The sequence below is a fragment of the Carnobacterium inhibens subsp. inhibens DSM 13024 genome (assembly GCF_000746825.1).
Classification (GTDB): Bacteria; Bacillota; Bacilli; order Lactobacillales; family Carnobacteriaceae; genus Carnobacterium_B; species Carnobacterium_B inhibens.
The window spans coordinates 2,169,787-2,185,237 of record NZ_JQIV01000006.1; the positions used below are offsets into that span (position 1 = coordinate 2,169,787).

Here is a 15,451-nt window from a genome sequence, read left to right on the forward strand (position 1 = left end):
GTATTATCAGCAACATTAATTTTCAATATTATTTTGAAAATAGTTTTAACTTATTTTTTAATTTTTTTGCATTGAAGCCAAGAAGATTATCAGCCAAACCAGTTTTAAAAGATAAAAACATGTAAGTAATTATTCCGATAATGGCAGCAAAGGTGACGATAAGAAAACTATGCATTTTACGTTCAGGATCCAAAAATAGATAAAGAAAGTTTCTTACAAGCAATACAACAAGAAGCATTAGAATACATGAAAAAGAAATTAAAACAGTTCTTTTGAGCAGCAGCTTAATATCTGGATGAGTAATGTTGATTATTTTTTTTAGATTTAAGATGCAAATTATTCCGAATGAAATAGCAGTAGCTAGTAATGGACCATAAACTTCAAAAATTGAAATTAATGGGTATTGTAAAATCAGTTTTACTATAGCTCCTATAAGTAAGGTAAAGATGGCATATCTATTTTGATTAACACTTTGGAGAATACTTGAACTTAGCATATAAAAACCGAGGATAAATCCAGTTAAACAAGCTTGTATAAGAACTTTTGTCCCTAAGTTGCTTGCTTCATAAAATAGCGTGTAAAGAGGTTTTGCTAATAAAATCATTCCTAATATAGATGGAAGGGTGATAAAAAGGAAAAGTTGAATATTGTTTGTCACCATCTTTGATAATGAAAGTTTGTCTTTTTTTGTGAAAAATTCTGTTAATAGAGGAAGACCAGCACTTGATAGCGATGTAGCTAAGGCAATTACAATCATCGTTAATTTATCAGGATTTGTACTGAAAATCGCAAATAATTCAGTTAAGCGCATATCAGAATAAGTAGAAATTTGATTCATGATTCTAGAAAATGTAAATTGATCAATTAATTTAAAAAGCGAAATACCTGAGGCCACAATGATAAAAGGAATCGATACTTGTAGCAGTTCTTTTAATAACCCTTTAGAGTTAATTTCCGACTTTTTATTTTGCAGAAATATGCCCTTAAGTGGTGCCTCTTTATGTAGTTTAAATAATAAATAGACATAACTTACTATTAAACCAATAAAAGCTGCAAACGTTGAATGAACCACTGCTGTAACATAATTTCCGTTTAATACCTTCATAATAATAAAAGTTGAAAGCAGCATATAAATGACTCTTCCTATTTGTTCCAAAATTTGCGAAACAGCGTAAGGTTTCATTTGTTGGTTTCCTTGAAAATAACCTCTTATAACACTCATACTAGGAAAAAAAATAACAATAATACTTAAGGATCTGATGACTGCTGTCAAATCTTGACCACCACCAGAACTTTTTGCAATTATCGGCGAAAAAAGATACATACCAAAACTAGCTATGACTCCAATAAAGGTGGCTATTTTAAGAGAACTATAAAAGAACTGATTGCTCATTTCGGAATCATCCAATGAATTGTAATAAGCAATTTGTTTTGTTACAGCAGAAGGAATTCCAGCCGTGGAGATTAATAAAAATATAGCATATATATTATAACCCATTCCATAAAGTCCATTAGATACTTTTGCATGTTCCCCCATCCAAGAATACCAAGGAATAATATAAATTAATCCAAGAAATCTAGAAAGAAAATTTCCGACAGTTAACCAAAAAGTCCCTTCAATCATCTTATTTGTTTTAGAACTTGTAGTTTCCTTGTTTAATTCATTAGATTCGTCCATAGTATCCTCCAACTTTTATTAGGCCAAAACTAGCTGTTAATTATTCAATTCAATCTATTACTAAACATTCAGAAGTAAGGTAAATGAACATACCAATTTATTGTCCTGCTATAAATAGTATACAATAAAAGAAAATAGAACTACGGCCAGTTGCTAAACGTAAGAAAAACTTTAAACACTATCTAAATTAGGTATACTTTAAGTACTTTTCTGAAAAAAATTTAAAATAGTCTATACTAACAGATAAAGAGGAGGGAAAGTGTTGAGTTTTAAGTCGATAAATTTAATAAACAATATGCTTACTGGTCTAGGAAAACCTAATATTACAGCTCTATCTGAGGAGAATCATAACTATGAATATGAGGGCATTAGCTTTAGTATTGCAGACAATACCTATCGGAGTCGCTTAGCTAAATTGACTCCAAGTAAAAAAGGGTATTTTGTAGTTTTCTGGAAGAAAAATGATACTAATAAAAATCAAGCCTATTCTTACGATGAAAGCCCAGAAAAGATAATAATTTCGGTTATAGATAATGAATTACAAGGACAATTTATTTTCCCAAAATCTATATTACTTAAACAAGAAGTTTTGAGAACTGGAAATTCTAAAGGAAAAATGGCAATACGGGTTTACCCTTCTTGGGTGAATGAGCTAAATCAATCTGCAATAAAGACTCAAGAGTGGCAGAGAGAGTACTTTATTGATTTATCAAACGAAGTAGATAATAATAGGCTAACAAAACTATATTTTTCTAAATTAATTAACTTAAAGTAAAGGGGTGATCAACGTGACTAATTACGAAAAACAATTGATAGAAATGATTAAACAGGACACTTACATAGTATCGATTTTAGAAACAGTTGAGAAATTAAAGGTAAATGATGCCTGGGTATGTGCGGGGCTTATTCGAAATAAAGTGTGGGATAGTTTGCATAATACAATAACGTCTATAAATGATATTGATGTTATTTGTTTTGATACTGCAGATATTTCCTGGGAAATGGAAAAGCAGTTGGAAGCAGAGTTAAAAGCTTTGTTTCCAAATCAACCTTGGTCAGTAAAAAATCAAGCCCGTATGCATTTGAAAAGCGGCTTTGATTCTTTTACTTCAACGTATGATGGTGTTGCCCATTTTCCAGAAACTTCAACTGCAGTAGCTGTGAGGCTTTGCAATAATGATCTTGAAATTATGGCTCCCTATGGAATAAAGGATTTATTTGAAATGAAGGTGAAGCCTACACCCTTTTATCAAAATAATAGCGAATTTCATTCAATATATGTTGAACGCATTAAAGACAAAGAATGGGATAAAATATGGCGGAATTTATCTATAGAATTTTAAAAATAAACTAATAGTTTCTGATTAAGTTGATATACATAAAGAAAAGAGTTTAAAAAACAAAAATAGCAATTAGTTTAACTAGTGAATAATTGTGTAATCGTGTGGGGAATTTATTAAGTCAAAAGAGAGTAGGATTTTTATGGATAAAAGCCAAGTTATAATCATAAGCGGGGTAACAGCAAGCGGAAAAACTACGTTAATAAATGAATTACATAAAGAAATTCCATTAAGCACTATTATTTCATTTGATGATTATAGTTTAGACAAGCTAGATACGACACCTCAACTAGGTGATATCTTAGATAATCCTGAATTGTATGTGAATCAACATGACATCAGCCTACTGATGGCTGATTTTTTTGCTTCTTATAATAAAGTTCCAATCATCCTCATTGACTTTCCTTATGGCTATCAACATGACATGCTTAGACCTTACATCAATAAAGTAGTCTACATTAAAACGCCTTTGGATATCACGTTTGCTAGACAGTTAGTAAGAGACTATCAAGAGAGAACATCTGAAGAAATTATCCAATGGTCTAAGGACTATTTAAACTTTGCCAGACCTATTTTTAAGGCTCATGAGCGATTTATTTCTTCAACTGCAGATTTATTGCTTGATGGAGAACTGCCACTAGACCAACAAATTTTTAAAGTAAAGCAACTAATTTATTAGCTAATAAGCCTATCTGTTTGATGATGAAATAGGAAGTTGATAATGCAATTTATTTAATTTACAATTAGTAAGTAAATGAGGATTACTTAATAAGTCAAATTACTTTAAACCAATAAAAAATAACTATTAGGAGTGTTGACATGCAAGTAGAATTTTTCCATGATGTGATTTGCAGTTTTTGTTTTCCAATGTCTTATCGCATGAGGAAAGTGGCTGAAAAATATCCAAAACTAGAAATCATCCATCGTTCATTTGCTTTAGGCTGGGAGAAAGAACAGTTTATTCAGCAATTTGGTTCGCATGAAGCAGTAAAACCTGAAGTAATTCATCATTGGGAAAATGCCAATCAAAATGATGACGAACATCGTTTTAATATAGAAGGAATGAAAGAGCAGGATTTCTTATTTCCAACATCTAAAAATGGATTGAAAGCTGCAAAAGCTGCTGGAATGATTGCGGATCAAGACACGTATTGGGCTGTATTTGATGGCTTGCAACAGGCTTTGTTTGTAGGAAATAGAGATATCTCAGATTTGACAGTGATTGAAGATGTAGTAAAGAAAACTTCAGTTGATTTTGATGATTGGAAAGTGCAATTCGAGAATCCAGAAACGGAACAAGCAATTATGGAAGATTTACAAAAAGTAGAAGCTTATGGCATTCAAGGAGCACCTGCTATAGTGGTGAATCAAAAATATTTAATCAGCGGAGCACAACCGCAAGAAGTGATTGAACAAACGATTGAACAAATTGCTGAAGAAGAAGGTTTCCAATTAAAAGGATTAACCATAATGGGAACAGATGCTGCTGCTTGTAATATGATTGATGGCAAATGGGTTTGTGACTAAAGGTTAATGAAGATAGGTAAATAGTGAATATATGAAAGCTTAAGTTTTGTTCCATAGCTATTCGGACTATACGAATGATTATGGAACTGACTAGAAGCTTTCTTTTTTTTTTGAAAGAAATACCTATTTGACAAACAAACTAGTTTTTACGAGTAACTTATTTAAAGGAGTTAAGGAAATCGTTTCCTAGAATGGAACGGTATTGGTATACTAAAATCAGATAATCAATAGTGAATGCATGAGGGTTCAACATTAGGGGGTATGGGGATGAATAAAAGAATGAAAAAGGGATTAGGTATTGGAGGAGCTTTTTTAGGATGCTTCGCTTTTAGTGAAACAGTTTTTGCTGAAAATGAATTATCAGATATGAAGATTGAAATTGAACTGCAAGAAGACGGATCTGGAATCGTCACAGAGCATAGAGCGATGAATATGGATGATGGTACTGAGTTATATATCGTGTTGGATGATCTGCAAGATTCTCAATTACTTGATTTTTCAGTAGCTGGTTATCAAGTGATGGAACCATGGAATCTAGATGCTTCATTGGAAGAAAAAGCTGGCCAATACGGTACTGTAGTGACAGATGATGGATTAGAACTCATATGGGGTATTGGCGAATATGGAGAAAACAATTATGAAGTAACGTATACTTTATCAAATTTAGTTCGTGAATTGGAAGATGGACAAGGTTTGCTATGGAATTTTGATACGTTTTCTGACATACCAGCAGAAAATTTGACGGTTGAAATTACTGGATTTGAACCCTTTACCGATGAAAATGTCCGGTTCTGGGGATTTGGTTTTGAAGGGGATATACAATTAGAAGGAAACACGATTGTGTGGGAAGCAGAGGAAGAAGTTGACGATAGTAAAGATGTAACGGCTTTGCTACAATTCCCGCAAGGTATGTTTACTACACAAGCCAGTGTAGGGATGACATCCGAAGAGCAACGTGAAATGGCTATGAATGGTTCAGCGTATAACGATGAAGCTACTTCTGCTACAGTTCCAATCATTATTGGTTCTCTAATAGCGATTGCTGGTGGAGGGATCACAGCTTTTATTATCAAATATTCTAAAAAATTAAAAAAAGCGAGAGAAGAAGCGGGACAAATGCGTACTGGAAAAGAAAGAATCAAAGAAAATAGTGAGACTGTATTAGAAGAGATTCCTTACCATGGAGATGATTTTGCAGGTATCGCTTATTTATTGCAAGACATCGATAAAGGCTATTTTGAAGATTACTTCTCAGCCTATTTACTGAAATGGTCTTCAGAAGAACGGATCCTAATTCATACAGCTGAAGATAAGTCGTTGTTTGGTGATGATTACGATACAGAAATAGAAATCATTCATTTTGTAGAAGAGCGTGTACGTTATCCACAATCATTCAAAGAATTTGTGGATAACATTGAAACAAATCCTGAAGCGAAGTATGAGACGGGATTATGGATCATGTTATTAGATGCTTCAAATAGCAGTGGATTCATTGAAGATAATGACATGAAGAAATGGGCTAAAAAACATGCCAAAGAAGTCGGAACTTATGCCGATTATCTGATTGATTACTCAAAAGAGTATCTAGAAAAAGAAGGCCTGATTTCATTTGGAAAAGTTGACGTTTGGGGTGCCAAACATGAGGTAGCTGTTGCCAGTCCTGAAGGCGATGAATTATTTGACCGTCTAGTTCAGTTTGATAATTATTTAGAAGAAATCGATTTAGAAGGTTTTGCGGATAACACTAACCCATTCTCTTTTGAAGAATTTTTGTTCTGGAATACGTTGTACTATAGAAGCGAAGAAATAACAGAAGAGTTTAAGGAAATGATTCCGAATCCAGATAATATTTCTGGCGAAAATCAATTCATCTATCATTACTGGTATTGGAATGGTGTAACAGGGTTTAGAAACAATTGGTCCAGTGGATTAGAGAGTGGCGGATTCCACTCAAGTTCTTCATCAGCAGTATCAGGTACTGGTGGCTCAACTTCCTTTGGTGGAGGTGGAGGTGCCGGTGGTGGAGGCGGTGGAGGGGCTCGATAGGAGAGTATCTAATGATATATTTAGTAGTATCCGGTTATAGATATTGTGTTATAGAATTCTACTAAATAATATTATTAGTCTTAAGAATATCATCTGTATATTAAAGCTGGACAACCTAAAGGAGGATCACTTTTTTAATGTAGATTAAGTTCGATGAAAAGTGAAAATTAAAATATATTATAGATACTATGAATTTATTTCAACATAGATAACACTGAAATATTTGTTATTATTAAACTAAAAAGTTTTTTAACATGGAGGTTTATTATGGAAGGAAATGTACGTTTTTTATCTGAATATTTAAGAGGTGGAACTAAATTTATCGTTCCAGTTTATCAAAGAAACTATGATTGGAAAAAAGAAAATTGTAGAAGATTAATTGAAGATCTGATTTCTCTAGAAGAAGAAAATAAAGAAACTCACTTTTTTGGAAGTATTGTTGTTAAACCTGGTGATTATTCACAAGATATTATTGTAATTGATGGACAGCAGCGATTAACAACCACTTCTTTATTACTGTTAGCAATGAAAAATTGGATGGAAAAAAACGAAATAAAAGGAGAAAGAATTAATCCGACAAATATAAATGACTTATTTTTAGTCGATAGTTTTAGTAGAGATGTTGATAAATTCAAATTAAAATCTAATCCAAGAGATTATCAAGCTTATAAAAAGTTATTTAATGATGAGAAATTCTTTATTAAGAACTCGAATATTACAATGAATTATGAATTTCTTTATTCAATGTTAGAGAGTTTACCAATTAATTTGGATCAGTTAATGAACTCAATTCAAAAACTACAAGTAATGGTAGTGAATTTAAATTCACCAAATGATGATCCTCAATTAATTTTCGAGAGTCTTAACTCAACTGGTGTAGACTTAACCGATGCTGATAAGATTCGAAATTACTTGTTGATGAACGAGAAACAAGATTCACAGAATTTTTTATTTGAAAATTATTGGGAACCAATTGAAGAACGCACGCATTTCCAATTAAGTTCTTTTTTCAGGGATTACTTAACTATAAAAAATGGGAAGTATCCGAATATATCAAAAGTTTATGAAGCATTTACTGATTTTTATCAAGATAGCTGCATAGAGAAAAAGGAGTTTTTTGATGAATTATCTAGTTATTCCTATGCGTACAAACAAATTTTAGATACAGCTACAGGTGTTAAGCAAATAAATGAAATATTAAATCGTTTCAATGAATTGCAAGTAACAGTCGTTCGTCCTTTCTTGATGGCCATATTACATGATTATAATCAAAATGAATTAAGTAGTAAGGAAGTAACAAAAATATTTAGAGTATTAGAAACTTATATCGTAAGAAGAATGATTACAAAACTACCATCAAATGCATTAAATAAAATTATATCTGTACTTTATCGTGATATGAAGAGAATGTTAGCTAAAGAAGAAAATCAAGGTATTGTTCCCTCAGATGTTATTAATTATCTTCTGATGTCAAAAACTAATACAGGGAAATTTCCAATAGATGAAGAAGTTAGAGAAAATTTAAGTTCAAGGGATCTATACAATGCAAATTCGGTATTTAGAACTTACTTATTCGAAAGATTAGAAAACTATGATCACTTTGAAGCTTTACAAATTTATGATGGAATAAAAAATCAAGAATATAGTATTGAACATATCATGCCTCAAAGATTAAGTCGTCAATGGATTGATGATTTAGGACCTGATTATAAGCGAATTCATGATACCTATTTACATTCAATTGGTAATTTGACAATAACAGGCTATAACTCTAAATACAGTAATAAATCTTTTGGTGAAAAGCAAACGATGGAAAAGGGATTTAAAGATAGTCACTTTGTTAATCTTAATAGGTTAACAGCAAATGTACCTAATTGGGGCGAGAAGGAAATACTGGAGCGTACAGAAGATTTAATTCAGACAGCATTAAATATCTGGCCTTATCCTCAAACAGAATTTATACCATCATATGAAGAAAAGTCTATGATTATTTATGATGGAGAGCAACACTTTACTAATTATCAAATTAAAGGATACAGTTTCATATCTGATGAATATCAACCAATCAGTTCTTGGAAAGACTTTTATGTAAATATAATCAAACAGTTAGCTGATATTAATTTAAATCCTTTAATGGACCTGTCGAAAATAGAAAGCCAATCAGGATTGGAAGGAATGTTTTCAGATAGTCCAAATGCAGTAAATAGTGAAATACTTCCGGGATTATATGTTTTCTCTTCACTTTCAAATTGGAGAAAGATGAACTATATAAAACAATTATTGGAACTTTACCAAATTGAGTATGATACATTAATGATTGATGCAGTATTATATGAAAGTAAAACTGATGTAACCGAAGTTTCTTAAACGATTATGTTATGTAAATATTGCATTTGTATTATCAATTTCATATAAAAAAGTGAATCTGATTTTTCATAAAAATTAACTTAAGCACAATAAATACAATGTCGTATTTATTATGTTCTTGATTTTTCACAAACTTTACTAAGAAAAAGAGCTAGTCTACAATGGTTAAAACATTATTAGTGAAAAGATTGTAAGAGAGGCGTAAGGCAAAAAATACTCGTTAACCTTTATATGAATAAGGTTAACGAGTATTTTTGTATTCTTACAGCCATTCTTTATTGAACTTAATATAAATCATTTTGACTACTTGAGTCGTCAAAATATAAGCTGAGACAATTAGTATCATCCATTTCCAATAAGTTGCTGGCAGTGCTACAAAGTCAAAAAATGTTCCGAATGTGCTGCCTGGAATCAATACAGCAGCAACTATCACACCAAGTGTGGATAACATTACGCTTAAACTGGCTCTACTTTGGATAAATGGAATTTTTTTCGTTCTGATAACATGTACGACAACAGTTTGAGTGATCAAGCCAATCACAAACCAACCAGTATGGAATAGTGCAGCATCTTGGACGGTATTGGCTTGGAAAACAAACCACATTAAAATAAAGGTTAGAATATCAAAAATAGAACTAATGGGACCAATACTAAACGTAAATTTCAAAAAATCTGACGTTCCCCATTTAGCAGGTTTCATTAAGTCTTCAGGATCCATTTTATCCCAAGGAATTGTTAATTGCGCAACATCATAAATAAGATTTTGTACTAAGAGTTGAATCGAAAGCATGGGTAAGAATGGTAGAAAGGCACTAGCTACTAAGACACTAAACACATTTCCAAAGTTTGAACTAATCGTCATCTTGATGTATTTCATCATATTTCCAAAAACAGTCCGACCTTCTAAAACGCCATCTTCTAAAACCGTCAAACTTTTTTCCAGCAGAATAATTGAACTGGCTTCTTTAGTAATATCGGCTGCAGTATCAACAGAAATACCTACATCAGCGGTTCTCAATGCTGGTGCATCATTGATCCCATCACCCATAAATCCAACAGTGTGTCCTTTTTGTTGTAACAATCCAATGATTCTGGATTTTTGAGTTGGGTTTAATTTAGCAAAAAGATTCACTTTTTCTGTAGCGTCCATCAATTCAGTATCTGTCATGGATTCAAGTTCCGTTCCAAGGATTGCTCGATCGACTTGGATTCCGACATCTTTGCAGATTTTTTGAGCAACGATCTCATTATCGCCAGTCAATACTTTTACATTCACACCATGTTTATGAAGTGATTTAATAGCTGTGATAGAAGATTGTTTTGGCGGATCTAAGAATCCCATAAAACCAACAAGGATCATATCAGACTCGTCTTTAATGGAATAGACAGCTGAATCATAAACGTTTTGTTTATACGCAACACCAAGGGCACGCATGCCTTCTTTATTCATCTTGATGCTGACTTCTTCCATCGTTTTTTGTAGTTCAGGTGTTAATGGAATAATTTCGTTATTTAATTCTACATACTGACAAACTTTCAGCATTTCTTCTACGGCGCCTTTCGTGATCATCAATTGCTGATCGCCTGCTTTAACAGCGACTGTTAGGCGTCGTCTTGAAAAATCAAAAGGGATTTCATCGATCTTCTCGATTTTTTCTAATTCATTTTCTTCACGATTCTCATTGAAGTACTCAATCACAGCATGATCCATCACGTTTTTCCAACCGGTTTGGTAATTGGAATTCATATACGCTAATTCTAAAACGCGCTCACTTTCTTCTCCGACTGGGTTAACATGTTGCACTAAAATAACTTTATCTTCCGTTATGGTGCCTGTTTTATCGGTGCATAAAACATCCATAGCACCTAAGTTTTGAATGGCATTTAATTCTTTAACAATTACTTTTTTCTTAGACATCGTAATCGCGCCTTTAGCGAGGTTACTGGTGATAATCATTGGCAACATTTCTGGTGTCAGACCAACGGCTACGGCTATTGAGAAGAAGAAAGCTTCGCTCCAATCGCCTTTTGAGATTCCATTGATCAAAAAGACAATAGGAACCATAACCAACATAAATCTGATCAATAGTTTACTCACATTTTTTACTCCACGGTCAAAACTCGTTTCGCCTCTAGACTTAGAAGATTGAGTAGCAATATCGCCAAAGAGAGTATCTTCGCCAGTTTTTACAACAACAACTTTACCTTGGCCACTTAAAACATCGGTACCCATAAACAATAAATTAGGAAGATCTAAAGCGGTCAACTGTGAATCTTCTTTTTCTTTTTTTAGAGAAGTAAGTTTCTCAATGGGCATGGATTCACCAGTCATTGAAGATTGATTAACAAATAAATCCTTTGCCCAGATCAAACGAGAGTCTGCTGGAATCAAATCTCCAGTTGAAAGAGTGACAATATCACCAGGAACCACTTCATCGATTGGAATTTCTTTTGTTACGCCATCTCTAGTCACCGCGCAAGTCGTTTCAATCAGTTCTTTCAAAGCTAAACTAGCTTTTTGAGAACGGTATTCTTGAATGAAATGAAGGCCAGCACTGAATAAAATCATCATAGCCATCACAATACTGGCTTCAAAATCTTTAGTGGCAGCTGAAACGACTAATAAAAGAGTCAAAACATAAATAAAAGGATCTTTGAAGGCTTGAAGCAACAATAAATACCAAGGCGTTGGTTTTTGAACAGCTACTTCATTTAGCCCAAATTCTTCTAAACGTTTTTCCGCTTCCTGATTGCTTAATCCTAATGCATTTGATTTCAGTTGTTTTAAAACAGCTTCTTCTTTGAGGTAACCTAATTCCTTCAATTGGTTGTTTTTAGATTTTTTTTCTGTATAAATAGACTTCTTTTTGTTTGTCATTATTATTTCCTCCTTTGTCTTACCAGAAGAAATAAGGCTTACTGCATGAGTTTCCTAACCAAGAAGAGGCTCATGGCAGGTTTGCTTATTCCTTTTTTTATTCTCCAAAAATCATCATCTGGACTATCATTACTGGAACTTTTTTCCATACCACTCACCTCACTTTTTTTGTTCAAACCATACACTATATGATATGATAAGCCCAAGCTTCAAAATCAGGATAAAAACCTTTTTTTGTAAACAAAACAACAAAAAAAGCATACACTCTATTCAACGATAGAGTATATGCTTGAAAGTCCATTCCAAATAAACGATTCCATATTTAGCTAAAGTTTTTTACACATCAAAAAAACTTTAGTCTTTCTCCATCGTTGAGTTTTAGCACTATATGGCGTAGATTATTCATCAGCTACGTTAAAAATGACCTTAATTCGATCATTCCTGTTGACCCATTGGTGTCTCTCGACGTTTTTGGGCAGCAGCGTGTTTCCATATAGGAGCCTCACCTAACAGAAGTCTTATTCATTTCAATTACTATGCTAGCTCAAAGATTTTTAGAAGTCAAGCTGTTCGACTAGCAGAGAACGCTATTATGGGTATAAATAGTTTTAATAGCAAAAGAAACAGAACTCCATTATGCAGTTGTTGGAAAAGCCCAAACAACTGTGAAATGGGGGTTCTGTTTCTAAAGTATTGTTTTTTTAAAATTGCTCAGTTAAGTTTTCTTGATGAAACGCTCGTGACAGTGTGGACAGGTGATATTAATTTTTCCTTTATTACGTGGAACACGTAATTCTTTTTTACAGTTAGGACAAGAGTAGTACTTGTAAACTTTTCGTTGGTAAAATTTATTTCGTGTGTTGTTCCATTTTCTGACAAGTTGGCGAGTAAAGGTTAGAAATTTTTGATTCTCTTGATACCGCTTTGTCCGATTGCGTGAAAATGTTCGATAATAGCCAAGGATGATTGCTGCCCATCCGAGTAAACCAACAATTTCCCAATTTAGTAAATTAAATAAGACAACGACAGCCAAACCTCCGTAAAGCAAATAAGTTGAAAGTTTATCTATACCATATCTGCCAATCATGAATTTCTGAATACGAGTTCTCATTTTGTTCATTTGATTTTTCGCCTCTTTCTATGTCTTCCATAAGGATAGCACTAAATAGTGTACCATTTTGGAATAAGTTCAGCGACAGACTTTAGCCTGATTTTAATGATAAAATTTTTTTGAACTGCCGCATAGAATCTTCATACAGTAATTCATTAGAAAGAAGATTCATCAAACTTTACATTAAGGTGTAAAACGCTTACGATTATTTTATATAGAAAAAAACATTTTGCCATTTACTTTGCCATTTACATAGAATACAAAGAAAAGGTTTGAAATATGACACATAAATTGGAGGAAGAAAATGAAAAAAATAGGGTTTTTGTTAGCAGCGTTGTTACTAAGCGGTTGTGGAAATGAAAAGGTTGAAGAACCGATGGAAACTTCATCAGAAATTATTTCAACAAGTGAATCATCTGGTAATCTTGAAGAACAGAGAAATGAAGAAAAGAGAGTGTCTTTTCTAGGGGTGGGAGACAATCTGATTCATAATGTAATTTTTGAAGAAGCGCAATTAGAAGACGGATCTTTTGATTTTAAACCCATGTTTGAGAACGTGTCAGATGATATTGAAAAGGTCGACTTGGCTTTTATTAATCAAGAAACATTGATTGGCGGAGATGAGTTCGGATTTTCTGGTTACCCAACGTTTAATACACCTAGTAACATGGCAGGTAATCTAAATGAGTTAGGTTTTGATTTAGTCAATGGAGCATCTAATCATTCATTGGATAAAGGCAAACAAGGTATCATAAATACCTTGGAAATCTGGGACAAACAAGAAGATATGGTCTTTACAGGAGTATTTGATTCTCAAAAAGAGCGTGATACGATACCCGTCATTGAGCGGGATGGAGTAACATTTTCTTTTCTAGCCTATACATACGGGACCAATGGAATTGAACCGGATGTGTCTTACCGTTTGAATTATTTTGACGAAGATTTGATCACTCAAGATATCGAACGGGCAAAGGAAGTCAGTGATTTCGTTATCGTGTCTGCTCATTGGGGCGATGAACATATGCTTGAACCGAATGATTTTCAAAAAGACTATGCACAATTATTCGCGGACTTAGAAGTAGATGCTGTGATTGGAACCCACCCTCACGTGATTCAACCTGTTGAGTGGGTAGAAGGAAAAAATGGCAATCAAACATTGGTCGTGTACTCACTAGGCAACTTTCTGTCTGCGATGTCGACTGGAACAGAAAATAATATGTTAGGTGGAATGATTTCATTTGATTTTGTAATGACAGAAGAAGAGAAAGCTATTGAAAATGTTAAATGGGATGCTACAGTCATGCAGTATACAGGTATTAAAAATGAAAATACTGATTCAAGAAACCACTTTAGGATTTATCAGCTGGATGAGTATACAGAAGAACTTGCGAGTCAGCATGCTCTTAACAGCTCTCAAGGAAATCAACTTTCAAAAGAATCTTTACAGCAGACTACTGAAAATGTCATTGATGCTGAATTTCTGAGCCAAGAATAGCAACAAACTGACACAATCATTAAAGCCATTCAAAATGTGGAGCGAAATAAACCTAGTAGAAGTAAAAGGATTAACTAAACGATTAGGGAAATTTACTGCTTTAAAAATGCAGCGACTATGAATGGGCTAACCTTTTATCGTCGCTGTTGTACACGTACCTAAGAATAAGAAAAACTCTCTAGTTCTTTTATAAATAAAAGATTAGAGAGTTTCTTTATAAATATTTTTCAATGACTTGCAGTACACCAGATTCGTCATTGCTAGGCGCTAAATTTTTTGAGGCCTCTTTTACTAATGAGGAGCCATTTTCCATAGCATAGCTATGTCCAACGTATTGAAGCATTTCTACATCATTATTTCCGTCTCCAAAAGCTACGATGTCTTCTGGAGAAATACCCCATTTAGTTGCTAAAAAGCTTAGTCCATCTGCCTTGTGTTTTCCAGGAATGATAATGTCTACACTCCCATGACCACTAGATACAGCAACGATTTGATGACCAAAATAAGTTTGTAAAGAGTCTTGAATTTGTTCTGTTTGGCTAACGGGTACGCTGAGAGCAAACTTCACATACTTATCTTCGCAAAAATTTTGTAAATGATCTACTTCTTGTAATTTATGGTAATAGGTTTGGGCGATTGATTTAAAGCATTTTGATGTGTTTTTTTCAATATAACTACTAGCAATACCGCAAAGAATCATGTCTACATCTGGATGTGTACTTTTTAAATAAGTGATGATCTGACCAACAAGATCGATTTCGAAATGATGTTCTCTTATTAAAGTGTTTTGTTCAAAGATCAAGGCACCATTTTCTGCAATAAACGAAATGTTTTCATGTGACTCTGGGAAAAATGATTTTAATTGAGCGTATTGATTGCCGCTAGCTACTACAAAACGAATATTCTGCTTTGAAAGTTTTTGATAGATCTCTTTAAACCATTCCCGGTTGTAATCGTGCTTAGAATTCAAAAAAGTTCCATCCATATCGACAACGACTGCTTTGATCAT

11 protein-coding genes and 1 riboswitch are annotated in these 15,451 nt (G+C 33.3%); of the genes, 7 read left to right on the top strand and 4 right to left on the bottom strand.

From position 1 onward, the window contains the following. Positions 1 to 28: 28 nt before the first annotated feature. Positions 29 to 1,678: a putative polysaccharide biosynthesis protein gene (locus BR65_RS11520; protein WP_034538291.1), complete on the bottom strand. Its 1,650-nt coding sequence runs from the start codon at positions 1,676 to 1,678 to the stop codon at positions 29 to 31. Positions 1,679 to 1,940: 262 nt separating this feature from the next. On the opposite strand from BR65_RS11520, the gene BR65_RS11525 reads away from it, so the two are divergent. The 6 genes from BR65_RS11525 to BR65_RS11550 all read left to right on the top strand — a co-directional run bounded on the left by BR65_RS11525 (position 1,941) and on the right by BR65_RS11550 (position 8,958). Next, positions 1,941 to 2,453: a MepB family protein gene (locus BR65_RS11525; protein WP_244877170.1), complete on the top strand. Its 513-nt coding sequence runs from the start codon at positions 1,941 to 1,943 to the stop codon at positions 2,451 to 2,453. Between the two features lie 13 nt (positions 2,454 to 2,466). Beyond that, positions 2,467 to 3,021, top strand: a complete 555-nt coding sequence (locus BR65_RS11530) for a nucleotidyltransferase family protein (protein WP_051932759.1) — start codon at positions 2,467 to 2,469, stop codon at positions 3,019 to 3,021. A gap of 139 nt (positions 3,022 to 3,160) precedes the next feature. After that, on the top strand, positions 3,161 to 3,697 hold the full coding sequence (locus BR65_RS11535; protein WP_034538292.1) for a nucleoside/nucleotide kinase family protein: 537 nt from the start codon (positions 3,161 to 3,163) through the stop codon (positions 3,695 to 3,697). Between the two features lie 140 nt (positions 3,698 to 3,837). Beyond that, positions 3,838 to 4,545: a DsbA family oxidoreductase gene (locus BR65_RS11540; RefSeq protein ID WP_034538293.1), complete on the top strand. Its 708-nt coding sequence runs from the start codon at positions 3,838 to 3,840 to the stop codon at positions 4,543 to 4,545. 267 nt (positions 4,546 to 4,812) lie between these two features. After that, positions 4,813 to 6,591, top strand: a complete 1,779-nt coding sequence (locus BR65_RS11545) for a DUF2207 domain-containing protein (RefSeq protein WP_034538295.1) — start codon at positions 4,813 to 4,815, stop codon at positions 6,589 to 6,591. A 267-nt stretch (positions 6,592 to 6,858) separates the two neighbouring features. After that, positions 6,859 to 8,958 carry a DUF262 domain-containing protein gene (locus BR65_RS11550; protein ID WP_034538297.1) on the top strand — a complete coding sequence of 700 codons (2,100 nt, stop codon included), beginning with the start codon at positions 6,859 to 6,861 and terminating at the stop codon, positions 8,956 to 8,958. Between the two features lie 262 nt (positions 8,959 to 9,220). Here BR65_RS11550 and mgtA read toward each other — a convergent pair whose 3' ends face one another. Next, a complete protein-coding gene (mgtA, locus tag BR65_RS11555) occupies positions 9,221 to 11,836 on the bottom strand; it encodes a magnesium-translocating P-type ATPase (RefSeq protein ID WP_034538298.1) in 2,616 nt (871 codons plus the stop codon). Between the two features lie 355 nt (positions 11,837 to 12,191). Continuing rightward, a riboswitch (M-box (ykoK) riboswitch) is annotated at positions 12,192 to 12,357 on the bottom strand. Between the two features lie 194 nt (positions 12,358 to 12,551). Continuing rightward, positions 12,552 to 12,956, bottom strand: a complete 405-nt coding sequence (locus tag BR65_RS11560) for an RING finger protein (RefSeq protein WP_051932760.1) — start codon at positions 12,954 to 12,956, stop codon at positions 12,552 to 12,554. 295 nt (positions 12,957 to 13,251) lie between these two features. On the opposite strand from BR65_RS11560, the gene BR65_RS11565 reads away from it, so the two are divergent. Then, on the top strand, positions 13,252 to 14,442 hold the full coding sequence (locus BR65_RS11565; RefSeq protein ID WP_034538299.1) for a CapA family protein: 1,191 nt from the start codon (positions 13,252 to 13,254) through the stop codon (positions 14,440 to 14,442). 214 nt (positions 14,443 to 14,656) lie between these two features. Here the strand turns inward: BR65_RS11565 and BR65_RS11570 are convergent, their stop codons facing one another. Then, on the bottom strand, positions 14,657 to 15,451 hold the full coding sequence (locus tag BR65_RS11570; protein ID WP_034538300.1) for a Cof-type HAD-IIB family hydrolase: 795 nt from the start codon (positions 15,449 to 15,451) through the stop codon (positions 14,657 to 14,659).